Annotated in this window: 21 protein-coding genes and 1 pseudogene; 9 read left to right on the forward strand and 13 right to left on the reverse strand. The window is 70.4% G+C overall.

The window, feature by feature from the left end:
• Positions 1–10 precede the first annotated feature (10 nt).
• Both ACQEXA_RS09110 and ACQEXA_RS09115 read right to left on the reverse strand, forming a co-directional pair.
• On the reverse strand, positions 11–952 hold the full coding sequence (locus ACQEXA_RS09110; protein ID WP_432935346.1) for a DUF6397 family protein: 942 nt from the start codon (positions 950–952) through the stop codon (positions 11–13).
• A gap of 191 nt (positions 953–1,143) precedes the next feature.
• Positions 1,144–1,557, reverse strand: a complete 414-nt coding sequence (locus ACQEXA_RS09115; protein ID WP_432935344.1) for a roadblock/LC7 domain-containing protein — start codon at positions 1,555–1,557, stop codon at positions 1,144–1,146.
• A 94-nt stretch (positions 1,558–1,651) separates the two neighbouring features.
• Between ACQEXA_RS09115 and ACQEXA_RS09120 the strand changes: the two genes are divergently transcribed.
• Positions 1,652–2,080, forward strand: a complete 429-nt coding sequence (locus tag ACQEXA_RS09120; protein ID WP_359397254.1) for a PPOX class F420-dependent oxidoreductase — start codon at positions 1,652–1,654, stop codon at positions 2,078–2,080.
• A 4-nt stretch (positions 2,081–2,084) separates the two neighbouring features.
• On the opposite strand, the gene ACQEXA_RS09125 is transcribed toward ACQEXA_RS09120, so the two are convergent.
• The 5 genes from ACQEXA_RS09125 to ACQEXA_RS09145 all read right to left on the reverse strand — a co-directional run bounded on the left by ACQEXA_RS09125 (position 2,085) and on the right by ACQEXA_RS09145 (position 7,101).
• Entirely contained in the window at positions 2,085–2,690 is a 606-nt protein-coding gene (locus tag ACQEXA_RS09125; protein ID WP_432935341.1) for a GTP-binding protein, read from the reverse strand.
• A gap of 194 nt (positions 2,691–2,884) precedes the next feature.
• Positions 2,885–3,298 (reverse strand): DUF742 domain-containing protein, encoded by a 414-nt coding sequence (locus ACQEXA_RS09130; protein WP_359397259.1) that lies wholly within the window; start codon positions 3,296–3,298, stop codon positions 2,885–2,887.
• A 19-nt stretch (positions 3,299–3,317) separates the two neighbouring features.
• Complete coding sequence (locus ACQEXA_RS09135; RefSeq protein WP_432935339.1) at positions 3,318–3,755, reverse strand: roadblock/LC7 domain-containing protein; 438 nt, start codon at positions 3,753–3,755, stop codon at positions 3,318–3,320.
• On the reverse strand, positions 3,752–6,280 hold the full coding sequence (locus ACQEXA_RS09140; protein ID WP_433129330.1) for a sensor histidine kinase: 2,529 nt from the start codon (positions 6,278–6,280) through the stop codon (positions 3,752–3,754). The genes ACQEXA_RS09135 and ACQEXA_RS09140 overlap by 4 nt, the downstream gene beginning before the upstream one ends.
• 47 nt (positions 6,281–6,327) lie before the next feature.
• Entirely contained in the window at positions 6,328–7,101 is a 774-nt protein-coding gene (locus ACQEXA_RS09145) for an MHYT domain-containing protein (RefSeq protein WP_432935335.1), read from the reverse strand.
• 152 nt (positions 7,102–7,253) lie between these two features.
• On the opposite strand from ACQEXA_RS09145, the gene ACQEXA_RS09150 reads away from it, so the two are divergent.
• A complete protein-coding gene (locus ACQEXA_RS09150) occupies positions 7,254–7,853 on the forward strand; it encodes a class I SAM-dependent methyltransferase (RefSeq protein ID WP_433129332.1) in 600 nt (199 codons plus the stop codon).
• Here the strand turns inward: ACQEXA_RS09150 and ACQEXA_RS09155 are convergent.
• Complete coding sequence (locus ACQEXA_RS09155) at positions 7,802–8,611, reverse strand: alpha/beta fold hydrolase (protein ID WP_432935333.1); 810 nt, start codon at positions 8,609–8,611, stop codon at positions 7,802–7,804. The two genes, ACQEXA_RS09150 and ACQEXA_RS09155, sit on opposite strands and share 52 nt — an antisense overlap.
• A gap of 106 nt (positions 8,612–8,717) precedes the next feature.
• Between ACQEXA_RS09155 and ACQEXA_RS09160 the strand changes: the two genes are divergently transcribed.
• The 3 genes from ACQEXA_RS09160 to ACQEXA_RS09170 all read left to right on the forward strand — a co-directional run bounded on the left by ACQEXA_RS09160 (position 8,718) and on the right by ACQEXA_RS09170 (position 11,921).
• Positions 8,718–9,251, forward strand: coding sequence for a PadR family transcriptional regulator (locus tag ACQEXA_RS09160; protein WP_432935332.1), 534 nt, complete (start codon positions 8,718–8,720; stop codon positions 9,249–9,251).
• A 280-nt stretch (positions 9,252–9,531) separates the two neighbouring features.
• Positions 9,532–10,383 (forward strand): hypothetical protein, encoded by an 852-nt coding sequence (locus ACQEXA_RS09165; protein WP_432935331.1) that lies wholly within the window; start codon positions 9,532–9,534, stop codon positions 10,381–10,383.
• Between the two features lie 173 nt (positions 10,384–10,556).
• Positions 10,557–11,921 carry a tannase/feruloyl esterase family alpha/beta hydrolase gene (locus tag ACQEXA_RS09170; RefSeq protein WP_432935330.1) on the forward strand — a complete coding sequence of 455 codons (1,365 nt, stop codon included), beginning with the start codon at positions 10,557–10,559 and terminating at the stop codon, positions 11,919–11,921.
• Between the two features lie 4 nt (positions 11,922–11,925).
• Here ACQEXA_RS09170 and ACQEXA_RS09175 read toward each other — a convergent pair whose 3' ends face one another.
• From ACQEXA_RS09175 to xylA, 4 genes and pseudogenes are all read right to left on the reverse strand, one after another.
• Complete coding sequence (locus ACQEXA_RS09175; protein WP_359397282.1) at positions 11,926–12,108, reverse strand: hypothetical protein; 183 nt, start codon at positions 12,106–12,108, stop codon at positions 11,926–11,928.
• A gap of 342 nt (positions 12,109–12,450) precedes the next feature.
• Complete coding sequence (locus tag ACQEXA_RS09180; RefSeq protein ID WP_433129333.1) at positions 12,451–12,726, reverse strand: hypothetical protein; 276 nt, start codon at positions 12,724–12,726, stop codon at positions 12,451–12,453.
• Between the two features lie 305 nt (positions 12,727–13,031).
• Positions 13,032–14,620 (reverse strand): annotated as a pseudogene (locus tag ACQEXA_RS09185) (IS200/IS605 family accessory protein TnpB-related protein); the annotation flags it as partial.
• A gap of 258 nt (positions 14,621–14,878) precedes the next feature.
• On the reverse strand, positions 14,879–16,045 hold the full coding sequence (xylA, locus tag ACQEXA_RS09190; protein WP_432935329.1) for a xylose isomerase: 1,167 nt from the start codon (positions 16,043–16,045) through the stop codon (positions 14,879–14,881).
• Between the two features lie 196 nt (positions 16,046–16,241).
• Here xylA and xylB point away from each other — a divergent pair, with 196 nt between their 5' ends.
• The 4 genes from xylB to ACQEXA_RS09210 all read left to right on the forward strand — a co-directional run bounded on the left by xylB (position 16,242) and on the right by ACQEXA_RS09210 (position 21,685).
• Positions 16,242–17,687, forward strand: coding sequence for a xylulokinase (xylB, locus tag ACQEXA_RS09195; protein ID WP_432935328.1), 1,446 nt, complete (start codon positions 16,242–16,244; stop codon positions 17,685–17,687).
• 17 nt (positions 17,688–17,704) lie between these two features.
• Complete coding sequence (locus ACQEXA_RS09200) at positions 17,705–18,913, forward strand: ROK family protein (protein ID WP_433129335.1); 1,209 nt, start codon at positions 17,705–17,707, stop codon at positions 18,911–18,913.
• Positions 18,914–19,190: 277 nt separating this feature from the next.
• Positions 19,191–20,675, forward strand: a complete 1,485-nt coding sequence (locus ACQEXA_RS09205) for an APC family permease (protein WP_433129337.1) — start codon at positions 19,191–19,193, stop codon at positions 20,673–20,675.
• Positions 20,672–21,685 (forward strand): acetamidase/formamidase family protein, encoded by a 1,014-nt coding sequence (locus ACQEXA_RS09210; protein WP_432935325.1) that lies wholly within the window; start codon positions 20,672–20,674, stop codon positions 21,683–21,685. Before ACQEXA_RS09205 ends, ACQEXA_RS09210 begins: the two co-directional genes overlap by 4 nt.
• 203 nt (positions 21,686–21,888) lie before the next feature.
• Here ACQEXA_RS09210 and ACQEXA_RS09215 read toward each other — a convergent pair whose 3' ends face one another.
• Positions 21,889–23,520 carry an IS200/IS605 family accessory protein TnpB-related protein gene (locus tag ACQEXA_RS09215; protein WP_433129339.1) on the reverse strand — a complete coding sequence of 544 codons (1,632 nt, stop codon included), beginning with the start codon at positions 23,518–23,520 and terminating at the stop codon, positions 21,889–21,891.
• Positions 23,521–23,668: the final 148 nt, after the last annotated feature.

Below are 23,668 nucleotides of genomic sequence, written 5' to 3' on the forward strand. Positions count from 1 at the left end.
GCCGCGGCGGTCACGGGTTTCTGCGCCGCAGCCACCCGAACATGCCTTGTGACGGTGTCGGCTCCTGCTGAGGCTGCGGCTCCTGAGAGCCGGCCGGACTCCCGGACGGACCTTCGTCCGGGCCCACCGACAACGGCCCCGGCGCGGGCCGGTACCCGCGTGCCTCGATGAGGGCCAGTCCCAAATCGGCCAGGAGCCATCCGATCTCATCGGGATCCTCTGCCGTCATGATCCGCACGATGACCCGGACCGCAGGCGAGTCGGGCGGCCCCTGCACGGGTCGCGCGGACCGGAGGCGATACAGCTCGGCCCGCTCGTACGGATCACGGACGACCTTCTCCACCCGTGCCGGATCGAGAAGGGACGCCACCACCGCGGCCCTCGCCCATGGATCCTCCAACTGACGCAGCCGGAATCCGAGGTGGCGCCCTCGCCAGTTCCTGGGGCGCAGATCCAGGCCCGCCTCCAGCTGGTCGCGCAGCCCTTCCGGCGTCCGGCCGGTGAGCAGGTTCGCGTTCGCCTCGCCCGATGCGAACTGCTTGAGCTCCTCGGCCAAGTACAGCCAGACCACCGCGCGGTAGCGGTTCAGGTACCACTTGACGGGAACCACCAGGCCAAGACGTGCGAACCGGGTGAACCTGGCCGGTGTCACCCCCATCAAGGCCGCACCGTCCCGAGTGCCCAGCACCTTGACCCGCTCCCGCAGCGCCTCGGGGAAACCGGCCTCGCGCCGCACGCGATCGATCTCCGCACACTTGACACGGCGTCCCCCTCCCGGCTCCCCGGGGACGGTCCGCACATACCCGAGTTGTACCGCGAGATCGAACTCCCCGCGCCTCAGGTCCAGTTCTCGTGCGGCACCGCTCAGAGCGAGCGACCTGCGCCGCGACGCGGATGCTGCGGCGCTGTCGGTGGCGTCGGCGACGGTTGACGTCATGGTCTTCCCGGACATGGCAGTTCTCCCCCGTGGAGTCCCTTGCGAGCGTGGTCTACGCCCGCCTCGGGAAAACCGTAGCCGGATCGCCGGATCCCGGTTTCTGCCTGTGGATAACTCTCTCGACCACTGTTGCCACAGGTCAGAGGACCATTCGCGAGGGCCTGGGCCTCACGTCGGGAGATCCATGAGGCTGGTGCGCCTCACTGTCACAGGTCCACGGTCGGCGTGCGCTCCCGGTCCCGCGACTCCACGGCGAGGTGCTCCCCGACCCGGTTCACGAGCAGTGTCATCTCGTACCCGATCTGGCCGATGTCGGCCTCTGCGGCACTGAGCACGCACAGGCAGCTGCCCGGACCGGCCGCGGTGACGAACAGGATCGCATCGTCGAATTCGATCATCGTCTGACGCGCCTGGCCGGCGCCGAAGTGGCGGCCCGAGCCCTTGGCCAGGCTCTGTAGCCCGGACGAGACCGCCGCGAGGTGCTCCGCGTCCTCGCGCCGCAGCCCCGTGCTCGCTCCGGTCACCAGTCCGTCGTTGGACAGCACCAATGCGTGCCGTATGTGGTCCACGCGCTCGGTCAGATCGTCCAGGAGCCAGCCGAGCTCGGTGTTCTGCGCCATGGTCCTCTCTCCCCGTGACGTCGTTCCTCCTGGCCGGAGGATCCGATCAGCCAGCCTTCCCCACTACCGACTTCCCGGCAAGCAGGATGGAGGCATGGCACACAAGATGACCGACGAGGAATGGCGAGCCTTCGTCTCGCACGGCACCCGCACCGCGAAGCTCTCCACCGTCCGGGCCGACGGCAGTCCGCACGTGGCGCCGATCTGGTTCCTGCTGGACAGGGGCGACCTGGTCTTCAACACCGGGAAGGAGACCGTGAAGGGCCGGAATCTGGCCAGGGACGGCCGCGTCGCCCTGTGCGTGGACGACGACCGGCCTCCGTTCGACTTCGTCGTGCTGCAAGGACGGGCGGAGCTGTCGGAGGACCTCGACGAGCTGCGGCTCTGGGCTGCCCGGATCGGCGCCCGGTACATGGGCGAGGAGCGGGCCGAGGAGTTCGGCGCCCGCAACGGCGTTCCGGGGGAACTCCTCGTCCGGGTGCGGATCGAGACGGTGCTGGCCTTCTCGTCCGTCGCCGAGTAGCGCGTCAGCTCACGGAGTCGAGCAGCCGGGCGGTGTGCATGCGCCCGGCGTACTCGACCAGACGGATCAGCACCTCCTTGCCGGAGTCGCGGTCCCTCGCGTCGCACAGCACCACAGGTGTGCCCTGGTCGAGGTCGAGGGCACGCGACACATCGTGGGCGCCGTAGGTGCGGGCGCCCGCGAAGCAGTTGACGGCCACCACGAACGGGATGTGCCGGTGCTCGAAGTAGTCCACGGCAGGGAAGCAGTCCTCGAGCCGTCGGGTGTCCGCCAGGACGACCGCGCCGAGGGCGCCCTGCGCGAGCTCGTCCCACAGGAACCAGAAGCGGTCCTGGCCGGGCGTGCCGAAGAGGTAGAGCGAGAGACCGGACCGAATGGTGATACGCCCGAAGTCCATGGCGACGGTCGTCGTGACCTTCTGGTCCACGCCGTCGATGTCGTCCACGGACTGGCCCGCTTCGCTGAGCAGTTCCTCGGTGCGCAGCGGCCTGATCTCACTGACCGCGCCCACCAAGGTGGTCTTGCCCACGCCGAATCCGCCGGCGACAAGTATCTTCAACGCCAGAGCGGTCGTCTCGTCCGCGGAGGCGTCGGAGTGCTCGGAGACCATCGATCACTTCTCTCGGGAGTGCCGGCAACGGTCGACATCGGTACATCCGTGCGGAGTCAGGATCATGGCAACTTCGTCCCTCTCCACGAAGTTGGATCGTTAGTTGCCCGATCTGAGCACCTCTCGCCCGTTCGATGCCTGAACGGGCGCACAACTTGGCGCGAGTCCGGCTGACGTTGGTTCCGGTCCATCGCCTAAAGCGCTCTCAGTCCCTCGATGACTTCGCGCAGAATCCGTTCGTCGGGCAGTTGAGCCGGGGGCACGGGGCGGCTGACCGTCACACAGCCCAGTTCCAGCAGATCGCCCAGAAGCACGCGGACGACGCCGACGGGCAGGTCGGCGCCTGCGGAGAGTTCGGCGACGGACTGCGTCTCGATACGGCACAGGTCGATGAGAGCGAGGTGTTCCGGGCCCAGGGAGGTGTCGTCGTCCGCGTTCGGCGCGCCGGTGTGGAGCGAGACGAGCGCGATGAGGTCGAACCGGACCCCGCTGGGGCCCGGTCTGGTGCGGCCACCCGTCATCGCATAGGGGCGGACCAGCGGTCCCGCCTCCTGGTCGTACCACCGGCCGCCCGGCAAGTACGGCGCGCCTGTCGGTTCCTCGGTCATCCGCGACCGCCTCCGGCTCTCAACCGGCGGCCGGCGGACGCGCGCCCACACGGGGCGGGGTGTAGAGGTGCTCACCCACACGCTTCACCAAGCGGGCCATCTCGTAGGCCACCAGGCCGATGTCGGCCGTGACAGCCGTGAGGAGTGCGAGGCAGGACCCGTCGCCGGCGGCCGCCACGAACAGGAAGGCGTCGTCCATCTCGACCATCGTCTGTCGCACCCCACCGGCACCGAAGTGGCGGCCCACGCCCTTGGCGAGACTGTGGAAGCCGGAGGCGACCGCCGCCAGGTGCTCGGCGTCCTCTCGGCTGATGTCGGTCGACGCGCCCACGGCCAGGCCGTCGTTGGACAGCACCACGGCGTGTCGCACTTCGCTCACGCGTACCACCAAGTCGTCCAGCAACCAGTCGAGTTCCCCCGACCGCTGGGCGGTCCTCATGCTCAGGTCCTGGATCATGCGAGGTCTCCTTCTTCGCTGCTGTCGCCGACTGGTCCCGTCGCGCTGCCAGGGGCGCGGCCACCACCACGGGTCCAGCCGTCGCGGTATGCCGCCATACGGTCCCTCACCAGTTCGGGGGTACGCTTGTCGTCGCGCGCCGGGCCCGGGGTGCCCGTCGCAGGCTCCTGCGGGCGCTCAGCCCGCAGTTGGGGGGCCAGGTTCGCCTGCCGTACGCGCCGGGGCAGACTCTCGGATCCCTCCGAGTCGTCCGCTGGGCGGTGCAGCCTCAGCGTGGTGACCACCGGCGGCGGGCCCTCTGCCGAGGCGTCGGCGGACGCATGAGCCCCGGCGGGAACCGGCCCGGCAGGCGCGTGCCGTTCCGCGATCTGCGCCACGGGCTCCTTGCCTTCCGCGGCCGCGGCCACGCGCGCGTACTCGTGGGTTTCGTGCCGTTCGGCCTCCGCCGTCCGGGGTGGACGTTCCTCCGCGCTGGTGTGCAACAGAGCCGTCGGCAGGAGGACGACCGCGGTCGTGCCGCCGTAAGGGGAGGTCTGCAGGTGCACCTTGACGCCGTGCCTGGAGGCGAGCCTGCTGACCACGAAGAGGCCGAGCCGGTCGCTGTCGCACAGGTCGAGTACCTCGGACTGCTCGATGCGCCGGTTGGCGTCGGCGAGGGTCTCCCTGCCCATGCCGAGGCCACGATCCTCGACCTCCACGGCATAGCCGTTGCCGACCGGTTCTCCGCTGACACGCACGCGCGTGTGCGGCGGCGAGAACTGCGCGGCGTTCTCGATGAGTTCGGCGAGGAGGTGGGTGAGGTCGGCGACCGCGGCGCCGATCACCAAGGCCTCGGGGAGCTGCCGTACCTCCACGCGCGCGTAGTCCTCGACCTCGGAGACCGCTGCGCGTACGACGTTGGTCAGCGACACGGGCGTGCGCCAGGCACGGCCGGGTGCGGCTCCGGAGAGGATGATGAGGCTCTCCGCGTGGCGGCGCATGCGCGTGGTGAGGTGGTCGAGCCGGAAGAGGTCGCTCAGCTCGTTCGGGTCGTCGGAACGGCGCTCCATGCTGTCGAGCAGGTTGAGCTGCCGGTGTACCAGGACCTGGCTGCGCCGGGCCAGATTGACGAACACCCCGGAGATTCCGCTGGCCAGTTCCGCACGTTCGACAGCGGCGTGCAGGGCGGCCTGATGCACCGTGCTCAGAGCCTCGGCGACCTGTCCGGCCTCGTCCTCGGCCGGCGGCCCGAGAGGTGCCTCGGCGTCGACGTCGATCTCCTCCCCGGCACGCAGCTTTCGCATGGCCTGCGGGAGTTTGTGACGGGCGATCTCCAGGGCGCTGTTGCGCAGGCTGACCAGTTCGACGACCAGTCCGCGTCCGATGCGCACGGAGATGACGAGGGATGCGGCGACGGCGGCGAGGCCCAGGAGGACCGCGGCGCCGGCGGGGGTGAGCACGACGCGGGTGAAGGCATCGGCCCGGTGCGCGACGCCACGGCCGGCGTCCGCCTCGATGGCCCGCATACCGTCCTGCACACGCGCGTGTGCCGGGTTCCAGGTGGCGGCCGGGGCGGAGCGGACGGCCTGAGCACCGGGCCGGCCGCCCAGCACCCTGTCCTCGACGGCGCCGATGTCGGCATACGCGGTGTCCTTCGCGAGCCGCTGCCAGGCGGCCTGTTGGGAACCGCGCAGATCGGCCACAGCGGACGCGGTCAGGGCGCGGCGAGTGTCGACGGCGCCGGTGAACAGTCTCAGGCGCTCGCCGTCGAGGCTGCCTGCGAGGCGGGCGCTGGAAAGGACCGTGTCCTCCTGGGCGAGCGACTCTCCCGCGCGTGAGAACTCGACCAGCACGCGCGCGTCAGAGCCGAGGACGGCGTCCTGCACCCCGGACAGCGCGCCGTCCACTACGAACGCCGCGGCGATCGCCCTGGTGTACTGGGCGTACGTCTCGTCCCAACCGACCCGGCGGGCGAGCACGTCGTCGCGCAGTGACCGCAGGCCTTCGGCTCCAGTGACGAATGCTTCGAGGCGGCCGGGGACGTTGCCGGGCAGATCGGTGCCGTCGGCGACGGTGTGATGATCGCCCAGCCGCAGCTTGGACACGGCCCGGTCGGTGCGTCCGGCCAGTGTCCTCAAGTCGTCCGGCTGCTCGGCCCCCGGGTCGGTCGCATAGCGCACAGCGGCCGCGCGTTCGGTCTGGAGGGCGGCCACGGCGTCGGCGACCGGGGCACGCACGGTGGACTCCACCCGCTGCAACTGACGCAGCCCATCGATGTCCTGAGCCATGCTGACGGTGGCGTACGCCCAGAGGGCGAGCAGGGAGACCACGGGCACCATCAGAAGGCAGACGACCTTGGCCCTGACGGTGCGCGGGCGTAGGCGCCACCCTCCCGACCGCACGGGTGGGGCGGACTCGGTGCCACCGATCTCGTCGGCATCGGTTCGCTCGTCGGCCGGGCGGGCGGCGTGCGCCCGGCGACCGCGGACCTGCGGCCTGGACGGCGACTCGGCGCCGGCCCCGGGGGTCCTACGGGGTGTTCGCATGGACTCCTCGCTCGGAAGATGTCGGGTCGTGACGTCCGGGCCCGCGGTCAGCGAGCCACACTCTCGACGGGTCGCTGGGCCGAAGCAGACGCCTCCCGTTCGCCGGCGGTCGGCGACAGCGCGACGAATGCCGAGGTCAGGAACAGGTAGGACCCGAGGCCGACGGCGAGGGGGAAGATGAACTGCATCGCCGTGGCCCCGGGCAGGGCCGCGCCGGACGGCGCGACGTGAACGCTCACCGCGAACATCCCGGTGTAGTGCATGCTGCTGACCGCCGCGCCCATGACAAGCGAGGCGACGGTGACCGCGACGGGCGACTTGATGTTCAGTCCCGCCCACAGGGCCGCCGTCGCCGCGACCACGGCGATCAGGACGGAGACCCCGACGAACATAGGGTCGTAGCGCACCGTCCCGTGCAGCCGCAGTGCCGCCATGCCGAGGTAGTGCATGCTCGCGACGCCGAGACCGGTCGTCAGCCCGCCGAGGACGAGCGCCCTGGCGCGGCCCTTGCCGTAGCCGACGGCGAAGACGCCGGCGCCGACCATGACCATGGCGACCAGCAGGCTCAGGATGGTCAGTGGCACGTCGTAGCGGATCTCGGTTCCGGAGACGCCGAAGCCGAGCATGGCAACGAAGTGCATGGTCCAGATACCGGTGCCGATCGCCGAGGCCCCGGTGATGAGCCAGTTGCGACGCGATCTGCCCGTGGTGCCCAGCGCGCGGACCGTACAGCGCAGCCCGAGGGCGGCGCCTATGCACGCCATCACGTACGACAGCACGGGGGTAAGCCAGCCGAATGCGGCGTGGTCCAGGTGTCCCATGGCTCCCGGACGCTAGTCGTGACGGGGGCGCGCGACGGACGCGCAGTTCGAAAGCTGTTGGAATCTGACACAGAAAGAACTAGGAAGGATCACGTCACGCTCGAACATGTGCACTGCGGCGTCGTTCGTGGAGGTGAGGGATCATGCGAAGCATGAGCGATGACCACACGCGTGTTCAGGAGTTCTTCGGGGCGCGCGCAGCCGACTGGGACACCCGGTTTCCCGACGACGGCCCGGCATACGCCGCCGCTGTGGACGCTCTCGGGCTGCGCGAGGGCGACCACGTGCTCGACGCGGGCTGCGGAACGGGGCGGGCCCTCACGCCGCTGCGTGCGGCCGTGGGGCGCTCCGGAGTGGTCCTGGGGGCCGATCTGACTCCGGCGATGCTCGAGGCCGCTGTGCGGGCGGGAAGGAACCGTGACGGCGTGTTGCTGCTCGCGGACGTGGCGGCGCTGCCCCTGCGCACGGAGTCCCTCGACGCGGTCTTCGCAGCGGGCCTGATCGCACATCTCCCCCACCCTGCCGAGAACCTGCGGGAGTTGGCGCGCGTGGTGCGGCCCGGCGGACTTCTCGCGCTGTTCCATCCCATCGGCCGGGCCGCCCTCGCGGCCCGGCAGGGCCGGCAGATCACCCCCGGCGATCTGCGCGCCGAGTCCAATCTCGGCCCGCTGCTGGCCGGTTCCGGCTGGCGGATGACGTCCTACGCCGACGAGGACGCGCGTTTCCTCGCCTTGGCCGTCCGCGAGGTCTGAGTCTCACCTCCAGAGACTTCGGCCGCGAACGCGTCCGGGTTGTCGAACATGACGTTATGGCCCGCGCCCGGCACGGTCACCACGCGCACGCCCGCGGCCTCCAGGCCTTCTCTGCCCTCCAGTTCACCGCTCAGCTCGCCCTGGAGATAGACCCGGTCGACCGTGATCGCCTCGAGCAGGCGGCGCATCGTGGGGTTCGTGCCCCGCACGAGGTGTGTCGCCGTGCGGTGGAGGGCGCGCGGGTCGGCGAGTCGCATGGTGGCGGCCCAGTCGGGACCGACCTTCTCGAGCACGTGCGCGTGGCCACCGTTTTCCACGTACTCCTCCTCCGTGTATGTGGCGATACCGCTGCTGCCGGAGCCGACCGGCGGGTCGGGATCGAGGTTGGCCTCGACGAGTACCAACCGTGAGACGAGGTCGGGTCGCCGGTGGCCCAGCACGATGGCCACGGAGCCACCCATGCTGTGCGCGACGACTTCGGCCCCGGTCACCGCCGCCGCGTCCAGTGCGGCGGCCAGTGCGTCGGCATGGTCCTCCTGCGTGTAGCCGAAGGCCGCGGGGCGGTCACTGATGCCGTGCCCGGGCAGGTCGACGAAGAGAGTGCGGCGACCCGCGAGTTCGAGCCGTGCCGCTATGTGTGCGTTGTAGACCGCCGAGGACGCACCCAGTCCGTGCACGTAGACACGCGCGGGTTCGGCCCCGGGCGCCTCCGTCCAGCGGATCACGCTTCCGCTGCCGTCGAACTCCGCCTGCCTCATCGGCCTCTCCTTCGCGCTCTCGCCGCCGTCCTCTTGCCCAGGAAGATACCTCGGATTCGATGTATTACGAAGCCGATGTACCACGCCCGTAGGACAGAATGCACGCATGCTGGATCTCGCCATCCTCGGCTTTCTCCACGACGCTCCGCTGCACGGCTATGAGCTGCGCAAGCGCATCACCGCGTTGACCGGGCATGTGCGTCCCGTCGCGGAGAGCACGCTGTACCCCGCGCTCAAGCGGCTGGAGAAGGCGGGACTGCTGGCACGGACCACCCAGCCCGGCTCGGTGGCGGCTCCGCGGCATGTACTGACCCTCACCGACGAGGGCCGGGAGGAACTGCGCCGCAGGCTCGCGGAACCCGCGCAACGCGACATCACCGACGAGAACCGCTGGTTCACGGTGCTGGCCTTCCTCAGGCACCTGCAGGACCCGGCGGCACAGGCAGCCGTGCTGCGGCGCAGGCTCGCCTTCCTCCAGCAGCCCACGAGCTTCTTCTACGAGGGCGACCGCCCGCTGCGTGCCGAGGAGCTGGACGACCCCTTCCGGCGCGGCATCCTCACCATCGCGCGGGCCACCAGCCGGGCCGAGCTGACGTGGCTGCGCACGACGCTCGACTCGCTTGAGGAAACAGGGGGCTAGGCCCGACGCTGACTTGAGGAAGAGATGGGCTGGGCCCTTCACCGGACGGTGCAGGTTTTCATGGCGCCGACCGGGGGTGTGCTCAGATCGCCGAGGCGACGGTCGTTCGGGAAGCCTTGGTCTCCCGTTTCCGGGATCCCGGGCGACGTGTTCATGACTTCGTCCGGCCGTTTCGCCCGGTCCGCCGGACAAGTGCAGCTCCTCGTGGGATTCGCAGTCGTGACAACTGGCTCGCGGGCGCAATAGGGTGCGCCGACGGACGAACGATGGGGAGGATGGCATGGTCGGGACGGACGAGGAGGCCGTCGCAGCCGAGGACGACGCGCTGTACGTGCTGACGGCGGTTCTGTTGACGCCCGCGCAGTTCCCGAGTGTGCTCGGTGACGACTATCCGGAGGCCTGCGCGGCCCTCGACCTGCCACCTGGGGTGGACGGATACGGACTCGTGCTCGGCCAGGACAGCGACGGTGCGCGCTGGACCGTGGTCATCGACGATGTCTCACTGGTGGCTGTGGCGATCGCTTCCTGGGACTGCGGCATGGAGTACGACCTGTCGCCCGACGAGCGAACGGTTGTCGCCGCCCTGCCGGGCTGGCCGCTGGACGTGGCCGTCGCGGCGCCCGGCGTGCCCGCGCCGCACGATCCGGCACCGGAAATCATCGACCGCAAACCGCTCTCCCCGCCGGACACCGACATCTGGGGTCCCGCACAACGGCGGCTGGGCGCCGACGAGATCGCGCTCCGGTGGGCCATATGGCGCGATCAGCTCGCTGATGCCGTCTTCAAACCCGCAGCAGCCCCGTCAGCGGACGGCGAGCAGGCCGAACCGGCCGAACCGGCCGAAGGCAGCACACTGAGCAATCCCCGCAGCCCTGTTCGCCGCGTCCTCGACGAGGCACGCGGCTACGTGGACACTCCTCCGCCTCTCGGGCGTGTCCGTTCCTCGTTCGCACCGGGTGACGCACGCACTCTGCGTGCCGACGGCCCGGGCTGGTCCATCGTCGCCAGGACCGACGACATCGCGTTCGTCCTCCTCGACGAGCAGCCCGGCCAGGTGGTCCCGGTGGGCCGCGGGCCGGAGCTGCCGGGCCTTCTCGAGGCGCTCGACAAGCTGGCGGTGCGCCCCCTCTGAGCCAGCGGGCCATCTGAATCGGAAGACGAAGTGCGGGGCCCCTGGGGCAGGGGCTGCGTTGTGGATCCCCATACCGGCTACGGCACCACTGTGGCGCGCACCCATACTCGGTGCGCTCGCCTGGCCGCAGCATGGGGCAACCCCGCGCTCCCGTCCTACCCGGAGGCCCCGCCATGCGCCTGTCCCGAAGCGTCGTGTTGTTCGCCGCCGCCCTGCTGACCTCGGCCCTCACGGGCCCCGCGGCAGCGGTCGGCGGTGGCCATTGCGAACGACAGGAGCGGGTGCGGATACCCGGTGCGGAGCTTCAGCAGAGCGCCTGCCTCGATGATCTGACGACGGCCGGGCTCGCCGGAACCCCGTACACGGACATGGCCGACCAGGCGGGACTGACCGCCAAGGCCACCCGCAATCCGTCCGGCGTGCCGGGACTGCAGATCGACGGGTACTTCCCGGACGACTCGCACTTCAACAACACGCACGGCTGGCAGCACGACGCGCAGTTCGTCATCCGGCTGCCCGACCGGTGGAACGGCGGCCTCGTGGTCACGGGTGCTCCCGGTACGCGCAAGCAGTACGCGACCGACACGGCCATCTCCGACCGGGTGCTGGCGCAGGGCTACGCCTACGCGGCGACCGACAAGGGCAACAGCGGGTCGGATTTCTACCGCGACGGGACCCACCCGGGTGACGCGGTCGCCGAGTGGAACCGGCGTACGACGCAGCTCACGCTCGCCGCCAAGCGCGCGGTGGCCCAACGCTACGGGCACGCGCCCCGTCGCACCTACATGACCGGGATCTCCAACGGCGGCTACCTGACGCGCTGGCAACTGGAGCACCATCCGGAGCTGTACGACGGCGGCGTGGACTGGGAGGGCACCCTCTGGACGGCGGACGGCCCGAACCTCCTGACGTCGCTGCCCGTCGCCGTTGCCCGGATGTTCGGCTCGGCACGGGACGAGGACCTGTACGCGGCCGGGTTCGCGCCCGGGTCGGAGTTCCTGTGGCCGTACCACGAGAAGGCTTACTGGGGCGTCACCCAGAAGATCTACCGGGCCGAGTTCGACCCGTCGTACGACGCAGCCTGCCCAGGCGCGTCCGCCGGGTCGACGGTGGAGGAGATCCTGGCACCCTGCCCCTCGGACGCGGCGTACGACTATGCGGCACGCCCGGCGTCCGTGCACCGCGCGGTGGCCCGGGTCGCCCTCACCGGGCGGATCGGCAGGCCGCTGATCACTCTGCAGGGCGACCTGGACGCCCTGCTGCCCAAGGCCACGGACTCGGACGTCTACGCGGGCATGGTGACCCGGAGCGGGCGCGGGCCGCTGCACCGCTACTACACCATCGAGGGCGGCACGCACGTGGACGGCCTCTACGACGCCTATCCCGACCGGCTGCGGCCGATCCTGCCGTGCTACCGGGCCGCCTTCGACGCGCTCACCGCCTGGGTGGAGCGGGGTGTGCGGCCGCCCGCGGACCATGCCGTGGGCAGGCCCGCGGGCGGTGACGTGACCGGCTCCTGCACGCTGGCGGGAGACTAGCCCTTCAGCGGCCCAGTTCCTTGCGTGCGACCCGGCGCAGCCGGCGCCGCTGGGAGGGGTCCAGGGTCAGGTACGCCGCCGCAGGAACCCCCAGCACGATCAGGAGGGCGGCCCACCAGGGCAACCAGATCAACAGGATGAGCCCGACCAGCACACCCCCTGCGGCGATCTTCGCGTTTCTCGACATATGTCGCCTCCTTCGCGGCCACGGCCGCTCGCGGGCCTCGGCGGCTCCGCTCTCTGTTCTGAGAACGGGAGCGTGCTGCGTGCGGTTCCAGGCGGTGACCCTGATACAACCCTGAGCCGCGACCCTCAGCCGCCCCGCAGAAGCCTTCGGCGACTGCGGCTGGTTCAAGTATGTGCGCGTTCGGCGAACCCGACCCGCGCTTGTTCGGGGCCGCGCAAGCGGCTGGTCGTCGTCCTGGGCGTACTGGATGGCGTACCCAGGACGACGAACGGCATCGAGCGGGCGCACACCACGCGCGCGTGGATCACGGCACGCCGGTTCTCCAGCGCTCGCGGGCCGGTCTCAGGGTGATGCCGCGGGTGTGGCGAAGAGCGACTCGATGCTGCTCGGCAGCTCGCTCGGAACGTCACTCGGAAGCTCGCTGGGGAGCCATGACGGCAGCTTGCTCGGCAGGCTCGAGGGGAGCTCGGAGGGCAGCCGGGAAGGAATGCCGACGGACGGGGCCGACGGGCGGCTCACGCCGGCACTGCTCTCGGCGGGCGACTTGCGCTGCGAGGAGTCGCCATCACCGCTCACCGCCAGGAACACGGCCACGACCACGGCGATCGCGAGGAACAAGGTGTTGCGGCGCGGACCGGGCCCGCCGGGAGGTGCCGGTGGCGGCTGCGGAGGAAGGCCGCTGCCGCCGCCCGACGACCAGTGTCCGCCACCCGGAGGCGGACCATAACCGCCCGGCGGATGGCCGCGGGCGGGCGTTCCGTGGTGCCCTCCGGGCGGAGGACCGAACCCACCGTGGTCCCACGGCGGCGTGTCTCCCGGCGGCTGGGGTGGCATGGGCGGCGTGGCCATAGCGACCAGAGTCGCCGCCAACCGTTCAGGGCACGACCGTTCCTAGGGACTGAGCATGGGTTGCACAGGCTCAGTCGGACGCTCCGAACGGTGTTGGGCGTCCTGGTCTCCCGCGTTCGCGCCGCGTCTGGTCCCAGTGGATCGTGTCCGTGGTCCGGGGATGCGGGGGCGGGTTCCCTCACGCCCTGGGGTGCCGCTTGCGGCCTGGACGGTCCGATGCTGCTGTCCATCGCTCTGGTGGGCAGGAGGCGGTGCCGTCCGTCGCCGGATGCGGTGCCCGAGGGCGCGTCGTCCGATCGCGATGCTCGCGGCATCGTGACGGGTGGTCTTGCGGTTCTTGCCGGTGGGGGGTTTCTGCCAGTGCTGGGCGCCCCACTTGCTGGTGTAGGCCGGGTCCACGGCGATGATGGTGATGCCAAGTTCGGCCGCCATGCTGACGAGCCGGGCCCGCAGCTTGGATACGGGCATGCCGGAGATCAACCGCCTGAACCGCTTCTGGCGCCCGTGCTTCTCCCGGGTCTTCTCCGCGCTGAAGTCGAGGTCTTCGATCGCGATCGACAGGCCGTGGCGTTGGGCCCAGTGCAGGAGCCGGACCAGTGCATGCCGTACCTGGGCATCACGATGCATCGCGGTGCCGGACAGGTCGTAGACGAACCGGCGCGGCTCGCCGCACGGGTTGCCGTGCTGATCGAGGCGCCAGGCAGCCAGATGGTCTGCGTTGGTGTCCACGCCGATCAGTCCGCGGGCGCGGGCTACGTCGAGGGGGACGGTCTTGACCGGTGGGATGGTCCAGGAGGCGGTGAGGTACCAGCGGGCGCGGTCTGTGTCGTAGTGGATGCGGTAGGCCACGGACCGGTTCGTGGTGATGCGGTCGTCCCATTCCTCGCGCCGGTGGTGGAAGAGGGCAGCGCCGGTGAGCGTGTACCGGCCGTGCTGGGCGTTGGCCAGGTGGGCGAGCGGCGCCGGCAGTTTCAGGGACACTTCACCCTCGGGTGTGACGCGGATGGTCTCGTTCCCCGTACCGCTTGCCCGATTCCCCGTCCGCCTGCAGGAACCAGCGTGATGCTTCCCAGTGTTGCCGCCACTGGGCCTGCGTGAGCTGGGCGGCGTGCAGGTGGTGCCGGTTGCGCGCGAGCCGCTTCCCGCCGCGCACCACCCGGACCCGGCCCACAGCGCGGTCGGCCTGCTCGGCACTGAGCCGGTCGTGCAGGACCTGCAGGCGTCGGGTCTTGGCGAACCACTCTTGTGCGCTGCGGTAGCCGCCCGGTGCCCGCCTGCTTCCCTTCTCCTCGATCGGGAGGGACAGGCGGTGCGCGATCGTCCGCACGCCCGCCTGAAGGCTTTGGATGTGCGCGAGTTGAGCACGTCTGGACAGCACCCACTGATCGTGGGTGGCCTTGGTGATGCTCCCGGCCCAGCGCGACGAAGACTCCTCCGTGAGGGCTCGCTTGCGCCCCGCCCACGTATGAGTGGAGTGCTCCAGACCGTCGGCGCACCGGCGTTTGAGGTCCTTCGAGGCCAGCGAGCCCAGATGCGTGCCCACCAGGCGCAGCACCTGCTCGTCGTCGGCGCTCAGGTGCTTGAGGCGGGTGCGGATCGCCACGCCGGACGGGCCGACGGCCACGAAGGGGGCAGCGATCGTGCGCAGCGACTCATCACGCATCGATGTACTCCCTCCCCAACGCTTGATCGGCAACAGGAAGAACGGTACCGGCCGACACTGACAGTGCCCGCCACGCGACGCGTGCGCGCAGCAACACCACGAACCAGTACATGTTCGTGCACACTCACACACGCTCCTGCACATCCGAAAACGAACAGCCCCCAGCCCCCGCGCGACAGTTGATACGGACTTATGTCATGGATCGCATGATTCCGGAGCATTCCGCGCGAGGGCCAGCCGGGCGGCGTCACACGACGATCAGCCGCGCGCACCCAGCAGGTGGTCCATGGCCAGCTGGTCCAGGCGCTCGAAGGCCATGCCGCGTGCGGCGGCCGCTTCCACGTCGAACTCCTCGAAGGCACCGCGGTCCGCGAGCAGGGCCTCGAGTCCGTCACCAGCGGTCGGCTGCGCCAGCTCGTCCAGACGGGACGCGCGCAGCGCCTCCTGGACCTCCGGGTCCGAACGGAAGGCGGCGGAGCGCTCCTTGAGGATGAGGTAGTTGCGCATGCAGCCCGCGGCCGAAGCCCAGACGCCGTCGAGGTCCTCGGTCCGCGGCGGCTTGAAGTCGAAGTGGCGCGGCCCGCTGTAACCGGCGGTCTCCAGCAGGTCGACCAGCCAGAACGCCGACCTCAGGTCACCCGCGCCGAAACGCAGGTCCTGGTCGTACTTGATGCCGGACTGGCCGTTGAGGTCGATGTGGAAGAGCTTGCCCGCCCACAGGGCCTGGGCGATGCCGTGCGAGAAGTTGAGGCCGGCCATCTGCTCGTGGCCCACCTCGGGGTTGACACCGTAGAGCTCCGGGCGCTCGAGCCGCTCGATGAACGCGAGGGCATGGCCGACCGTCGGCAGCAGGATGTCACCGCGCGGCTCGTTCGGCTTGGGCTCGATGGCGAAGCGCAGGTCGTAGCCCTGAGCGGTGACGTACTCACCAAGGAGGTCGAAGGCCTCCTTCATGCGGTCGAGCGCCGCGCGCACGTCCTTGGCGGCGCCCGACTCGGCACCCTCGCGGCCGCCCCAGGCGACATACGTCTTCGCGCCCAGCTCCACCGCCAGGTCGATGTTGCGGATGGTCTTGCGCAGCGCGTAGCGACGTACGTCCCGGTCATTGGCGGTGAACGCGCCGTCCTTGAAGACGGGGTGCGTGAACAGGTTGGTGGTGGCCATCGGCACGGTCATCCCGGTGGCGTCGAGCGCCTGCCGGAAGCGCTTGATGTGAGCCTCGCGCTCGGTGTCCGAGGACCCGAAGGGGATTAGGTCGTCGTCGTGGAAGGTCACGCCGTAGGCCCCGAGCTCGGCGAGGCGCTGCACCGTCTCCGCCGGGTCCAGGGCACGCCGAGTGGCGTCACCGAAGGGGTCCCGTCCCTGCCAGCCGACGGTCCACAGGCCGAAGGTGAACCTGTCCTCGGGGGTGGGCTGGTAGTTCATGCCGCGGCTCCTTGTTCGCTGAAGACTATTTCGTCATGGCGCTTAACAAATTAGTATGCGGAGGCAACTCTGGGAAGAGACGAAGTGTTCCCCTCGAGGGGACTTCGTACGGTGACGATGCGTGTACGCCGGGCCCAGCCGGTCAGCGACACGCCCACAGACCAGATCCCGCGAGCCGCGGAAGAGGGAGAGCCCGATGTCAGCAGCCGAGGGTCCGCTCGTCGTCGGGGTGGACTCGTCCACCCAGTCCACCAAGGCCCTGGTCGTCGACGCATCGACCGGACAGGTGGTGGCGAGCGGTCAGGCGCCCCACACCGTCTCGACGGGCGCGGGCCGCGAGAGCGATCCGCGGCAGTGGTGGGACGCCCTGTGCGAGGCCCTGCACCAGTGCGGCGAGCCGGCCCACGAGGCCGCCGCGGTGTCGATCGGGGGCCAGCAGCACGGCCTGGTGACTCTGGACGCGCACGGCGACCCCGTGCGTCCGGCCCTGCTGTGGAACGACGTGCGGTCGGCGCCGCAGGCCCACCGTCTGGTGGAGGAACTGGGCGGCCCCAAGGCCTGGGCGGACCGCACGGGAAGCGTGCCTGGGCCGTCCTTCACGGTCACCAAGTGGGCCTGGCTGGCGGAGCACGAGCCGGAGGCCGTCCGCGCCACCGCGGCCGTACGACTGCCCCACGACTATCTGACCGAACTCCTGACGGGACAGGGCACGACCGACCGGGGCGATGCCTCCGGCACCGGCTGGTGGGCGTCCGCCACGGAGTCGTACGACGAGGAGGTCCTCGCACATGTGGGCCTCGACCCCGCCCTGCTGCCGCGGGTGGTACAGCCCGGCGAGGTCGCCGGGACGGTGCGCGACGCCCATGACCTGCCGTTCTCCAAGGGCACCCTGGTCGCACCCGGCACCGGCGACAACGCGGCCGCCGCACTGGGCCTCGGCCTGCGCCCCGGCGTTCCGGTACTGAGCCTCGGCACCTCGGGAACCGTCTACGCGGTCACGAAGCGACGCCCCACCGACCCGACCGGCACCGTGGCGGGCTTCGCGGACGCGCACGGCGACTGGCTGCCGCTGGCCTGCACGCTGAACTGCACGCTGGCCATCGACCGGATCGCCACCTTGCTGGGCCTGGACCGCGAGGCCGTCGAGCCGAGCCGGGGCGTGACGCTGCTCCCCTATCTCGACGGTGAGCGCACTCCGGCTCTCCCGCACGCCTCGGGCCTGCTGCACGGCCTGCGGCACGACACGGCACCCGGCCAGCTGCTCCAGGCCGCGTACGACGGTGCGGTGCACTCGCTGCTGGGCGCCCTCGACCTGGTGCTCGACGCGGATGCGGACCGCACGGCTCCACTGCTCCTGATCGGCGGTGGCGCCCGGGGCACCGCCTGGCAGGACACCGTGCGACGGCTCTCGGGACGTCCCGTCCAGGTGCCGGAGGCGAAGGAACTGGTCGCGCTGGGCGCCGCGGCTCAGGCAGCCGGACTGCTGACCGGCGAGGACCCGGCCGCCGTCGCCCGCCGCTGGGACACCGCCCGCGGGCCGGTGCTGGAGGCCGTGGAGCGGGACGACGCCACCCTGGCGAGGATCGCCGGGGTACTCTCCGACGCGGCGCCGCTGCTGGAGCGGGCGCCGGACCAGCCCTGACGAGATCAGAGGGAGGCATGACCGCACCACTACACGAAGTCCAGCCCTCCGGCCCCGGTCGCCGGCTGCCCGACACGCAGCAGGGCATGCGGCGCCGCAATCTGGCGCGGGTCATACACACCGTGAGCGCCGAGGGACCGCTGTCGCGTGCCGCCGTCGCCTCACGGATCGGGCTGACCAGGGCGGCGGTCTCCACACTCGTCGACGAGCTGATCCGGGCGGGACTGCTGGAGGAGCTCGGACCGGAGCGCCCCGGCCGGGTCGGGCGGCCCGGGTCAGCCCTCGCCGTCAGCGGCCGCGGGCCCGCCGGCATCGGCGCCGAGATCGGTGTCGACCACCTCACCGTGTGCGCGGTCGACCTGCGCGGCGTCGTCCGCGCCCGGGCGGAGCGGCACGGCACGAACCGCGGTCGCACACCGCAGCCCGTGCTCGACGAACTGTCCGCCCTGGTGGGTCAGGTCGCCGCGGACGCGGAGCGGGAGGGGCTGTGGCCGGCCGGTCTCGCCGTCGCCGTGCCCGGTCTGGTCGCGCGCGACGCCCGGACCGTGGTCCGCGCCCCCAACCTCGACTGGCATGAAGTCGACCTGGCTCCGCTGCTGCCGGCCGGGCTGCCGCTGACCGTGGACAACGAGGCCAACTTCGGCTCCCTGGCGGAACTCTGGCTCGGCGACGACACGCCCCGTGACTTCCTGCACGTCTCGGCGGAGATCGGCATCGGCGGTGCGGTGGTCGTGGACGGGCGGCTGCTGCGCGGGACGCGCGGTTTCGCGGGCGAACTGGGACATGTGCCGGTGCGCCCGGAGGGGCCGGAGTGCGCGTGCGGCGGACGCGGCTGTCTTGAGCAGTACGCCGGCGAGGAGGCCGTGCTGCGGGCGGCCGGGCTGACTCCGGGCGAGGACCACGTCGAACTGCTCACCGAGCGTGCCGCGCAGGGCGACAAGGACGTGCGCCGGGCCCTGCGGGGCGCCGGAACCGCACTCGGTATCGCGCTGACGGGCGCAGTCAATCTGCTGGACCCGGAGGCGGTCGTGCTCGGCGGAGCGCTGGCGGCTCTCGCACCCTGGCTGCTGCCGGCCCTGGAGCAGGAACTCGCACGGCGGACGGCAGGGCCTTCCTGCGCCGTGTCCGTCTCACAGCTGGGGTCCGAGGGGCCACTGCTCGGTGCCGCGCACTCGGTGGTGCGTGCGGTACTCGACGATCCGGCGGCCGTGGGCGGGCGGCTGTAGAGGCTGACATGCGGCGGTCGGGGCCGGCTGGGTGGCTGGCCAACTGGCTGGCTGGTGCAGGCTGATCTCCGGCAGCCGCGGCCAGCGGGCCGTTGCCACCTGATCTCCGACAGCCGGAGATCCTCCCCCGAACGGGTGCCGGAGTTTTCCACAGTCCCGGGTTTTTTCACCGATGACACCGCCCTCTTCCTACCCAACCGCCCACCGCCGTACGGTGATTCACGCGAGCCGCAGCCGTCGGACGGCGGCCGGCCATCAGCCGAATCGGGGGGTTCACATGGCAGGGGAAACGGCTTTGGGACTGCGGCGTGAGGCGATCGGCCTACGCGAGGTCCTCTTCCAGAGCATCACGGCGATGGCACCAGCGGCAGCGGTCGCGGCCTCCATTCCGTCGGGCGCGGCCTTCGCGGGCGGCAGCCTGCCGCTGTCGGTCCTCGTGGCCCTGGTGGCCTGCCTTTTCACCGCATCCTGCGTGGCCGAACTGGCACGGCAGCTACCCGCCGCGGGCTCGGTGGCGACCTATGCGGCGCAAGGGCTGCATCCGGCCATCGGCTTCCTCGTCGGCTGGGGCTATGTGTTCGTGGAGGCGCTGGTGCCGCCCCTGCTGCTCCTCCAACTGGGCTTCACGACGGCGGGCACGCTGCACGAGGAGTGGACCTCGTACCCCGCCGACCTGTGGTGGCCGTGGTCCCTCGCCGGCGCCGTGGTCATCGCGGCGGCAGGCTACTTCGGGGTGCGCGCCTCAGCCCGCTTCGGCACGGTCCTCGGTGCCTTCGAAGTACTGGTCTTCCTGGTCTTCTCCGTCTGGCTCATCGTCAAAGCGGGCGGCGGCAACACCCTGTCGGTGTTCGGGACCTCGCACACCGCCAAGGGGTATGACGGCATCGGCGGGGTATTCGCCGGATCGGTGTACACGGTGCTCGCCTTCGCCGGATTCGAGGCGGCGGCGCCGCTCGCGGAGGAGACCAAGAATCCGCGGCGGACGATGCATCGTGCGGTCCTCGGGGCGGCGCTGGCGATAGGCCTCTTCTATGTGGTGACGACCTATGCGATGACGGTGTTCGTCGGCCCGGACCGCTTCGCCGGCTTCGGTGCCTCGGGAGCGGCGTCCTGGGAGGGCGTGGCCCGTGCGTCCTTCGGGCTCTTCTGGATCCTCGTATTCCTTGCCGTCGTCAACTCCACCATCGCCAACGCGAACGCGTGCGCCAATGTCTCGACCCGCACAGCCTTCGCGATGGCGCGGATCAGGGTCTTCCCGTCCCTCTTCGCGCGCCTGCACCCCCGGTACCGCTCCCCGGTCGCCGGTGTCGCCGTCCAGGCGGCACTGGCCGTGGTGGTCATGCTGGGCCTCGGCCTGTACTACGACCCCGTCACGGCGTTCCTTCTGCTGGCCACAGTCATCGTGACGGTCGTCATCGGTGTGTACATCGTGGTGAACTTCGCGTGCGCCGGCTACTTCCTGCGCCGCAGGCGTGAGTTGTTCAGCCCGGCGCGGCATCTTCTGTTCCCGCTGCTGGGCGTCGCCGCCTTCGTGCCCGCTCTGCTGACGGCAGCAGGTCTGCCGGTGTTCGACTTCGTGTCCGCGCTGTCCGCGCCCGTGTCCTACGCGGGGCCCGTCGTCGGTGTCTGGATGGCCGCCGGGGTCGTGGTGCTGCTGGTCCAGCTGCGTCGGCATCCCGGACGCATAGCCGAGACCGCCCGCGTCCATCTCGACGAGTCCCCCGCGCCCGACCTTCGGCAGAACGGAGCCGTGCAATCATGAGCGACCCGCAAGTCCTGACCGTGCGACCCGCATCCGGCGAGTACGCCTGGACGTTCGGCGGGGCGCCGCCCGTCGCACGGATCGCGCCGGGCACCGTCCTGGACCTGTACACCGAGGACTGTTTCGCCGGACGGGTACGGTCCGAGAAGGACCTGGTGTCCGAGGTGTGCGAGTTCCCGTTCCTCAATCCGCAGACCGGTCCTTTCCATGTCGAGGGCGCCGAGCCGGGCGACACACTCGCGGTCCACTTCGTCTCGATCGAACCGGCCCGGGACTGGGCGGCCTCGACCACGGTCCCGCTGTTCGGCGCACTGACCTCGACGCACACCACGGCGACGCTCCAGCCCCCGCTGCCCGAGACGGTGTGGATCTGGCAGCTCGACCGGGACCGGCGCACCGCTCTGTTCACCGCGCGCGACAGTGACATCCGCACCGAGCTGCCCATGGACCCGATGCACGGCACGGTGGGTGTGGCGCCTGCCAACCTGGAGGTGCGTTCCGCGCTGGTGCCGGATGCGCACGGCGGGAACATGGACACGCCGGAGATGCGGGCAGGCGTCACGTGCTACCTGGGCGTGAACGTCGAGGGTGGCCTGGTCAGTCTGGGCGACGGGCATGCCCGGCAGGGCGAGGGCGAGACCTGCGGTGTGGCCGTCGAGTGCGCGATGAACACCGTGGTGATCGTCGAACTGCTGAAGGGGATCGCCACTCCCTGGCCGCGCATCGAGTCCGATACTCACATCATCTCGACGGGCTCGGCCCGCCCGTTGGAGGACGCGTTCCGGATATCCCAACTCGATCTGGTGCAGTGGCTGGTGCGCGACTACGGGTTCAGCGAACTGGACGCCTACCAGTTCGCCACCCAGACGGTCGAGTCGCCGCTCGCGAACGTCTGCGACACCAACTACACATGCGTGGCCAAGCTCCGCAAGGACTGGCTGCCCGCGCGGGAGACACATCGCGGAATGCATACGCAACTACGCGAAACGGCAGACGCACTGAGGCGTTGAGTACACCGGAGTCAAGATCGGCACAGCTCAAAGCAGCACACGCGGAAGGCATTCCGTCCATGGAACGATCCGCATCGCACGGAGCGGGACGCCCTACGAGCAGGCGGCGGTTGCTGAAGGGCGCGGCCCTGGCGGCGGTACCCTACGCGCTGTTTCCCGCGGTACCGGCCGGTGCCCGTCCCAAGGTCGCGGACCAACCGTTCCTAATCAGTGAGCAGGAGTGAGTCTTGTACCCAATCCTGGTCAACTGGCGCATCCCGAACGGTGGTGGATGCACTGGTCGCCCGCGTTCGCGCCGCGTCCGGCGACACGGATCGTGTCCGTGGTCCGGGGATGCGGGGGCGGGTTCCCTCACGCCCTGGGGTGCCGTGTCCGGCCTGGGCGGTCCGATGCCCCACACGATCACTCTGGTCGTGTGGGGGCGGTGCCGTCCGTCGCCAGATGCGGTGCCCCAGGGCGCGTCGTCCGGTCGCGATGCTTGCGGCATCGTGACGGGTGGTTTTCCTGGTCGTGTGGGTGAGGGGTTTCTGCCAGTGCTGGGCGCCCCACCTGCTGGTGTAGGTCGGGTCGACGGCGATGATGGTGATGCCGAGTGCGGCCGCCATGCTGACGAGCCGGGCCCGCAGTTTGGAGACGGGCATGCCGGAGATCACCTGCCGGAACCGCTTCCTGCGGCCGTGTTTCTCCCGGGTTTTCTCCGCGGTGAAGTCGAGGTCTTCGATCGCGATCGACAGGCCGTGGCGTTGGGCCCAGTGCAGGAGCCGGATCAGTGCATGCCGTACCTGGGCGTCACGATGGTTCGCCGTGCCGGCCAGGTCGTAGAAGAACCGGCGCGGTTCGCCGCAGGGATTGCCGTGGGCATCGAGCCGCCACGCAGCCAGATGGTCAGCGTTCGTATCGACACCGATCAGACCGCCTGTGCGGGCGTGGGATAGGGGGACGGTCTTGACTGGTGGGATGGTCCAGGAGGCGGTGAGGTACCAGCGCCCGCGCTGCACGTCGTAGTGGATGCGGTAGGCCACGGACCGGTTCGTGGTGATGTGGTCGGCCCACTCGTCGCTGCGGTGGTGGAAGAGGGCAGCGCCGGTGAGCGTATACCGGCCATGCGGGGCGTTGGCCAGGTGGGCGAGCGGCGCAGGCAGTTTCAGTGACACTTCGCCCTCGGGCGTGACGCGGATCGTCTCATTGCCGAACCGCTTGCCCGATTCCCCGTCCGCCTGCAGGAACCAGCGTGATGCTTCCCAGCGTTGCCGCCACTGGGCCTGCGTGAGCTGGGCGGCCTTGAGGTGGTGCCGGTTGCGCGCGAGCCGCTTCCCGCCGCGCACCACCCGGACCCGGCCCACGGCGTGGTCGGCCTGCTCGGCATGCAGCCGGTCTTGCAGGACCTGCAGGCGCCGGGACTTAGCGAACCACTCCCGTGCGCTGCGGTAGCCGCCCGACGCCCGCCTGTTTCCCTTCTCCCCGACCGGCAGGGACAGGCGGTGCGCGATCGTCCGCACGCCCACCTGAAGGCTTTGAATGTGCGCGAGTTGGGCACGCCGCGCAAGCGCCCACTGATCATGCGTGCCCTTGGTGATGCTCCCGGCCCAGCGCGACGAAGTCTCCTGCGTCAGGGCCCGCTTACGCTCCGCCCACGAATCCGACGAGTGCTCCAAGCCCTCAGCGCACCGGCGTTTGAGATCCTTCGAGGCCAGCGAACCCAGATGCGCGCCCACCAGACGCAACACCTCCTCGTCGGCGGCACTCAAGTGGCCCAGACGGGTGCGGATCGCCACGCCGGACGGGCCGACGGCCACGAAGGGAGCAGCGATCGTGCGCAGCGCCTCGTCAGGCATCGATGTACTCCCCTCCACCACGCTTGAGCAGCAACAGGAAGAACAGTACGGGCGGGCACTGACATCAATGCCCGCCATACGAGGTGAGTGCGCTACATCACCACGACCAGTGCATGCTCCTGCACACCCACGCACGCTCCTACACATC

Source organism: Streptomyces sp. CA-106110, assembly GCF_050936285.1.
Lineage (GTDB): Bacteria > Actinomycetota > Actinomycetes > Streptomycetales > Streptomycetaceae > Streptomyces.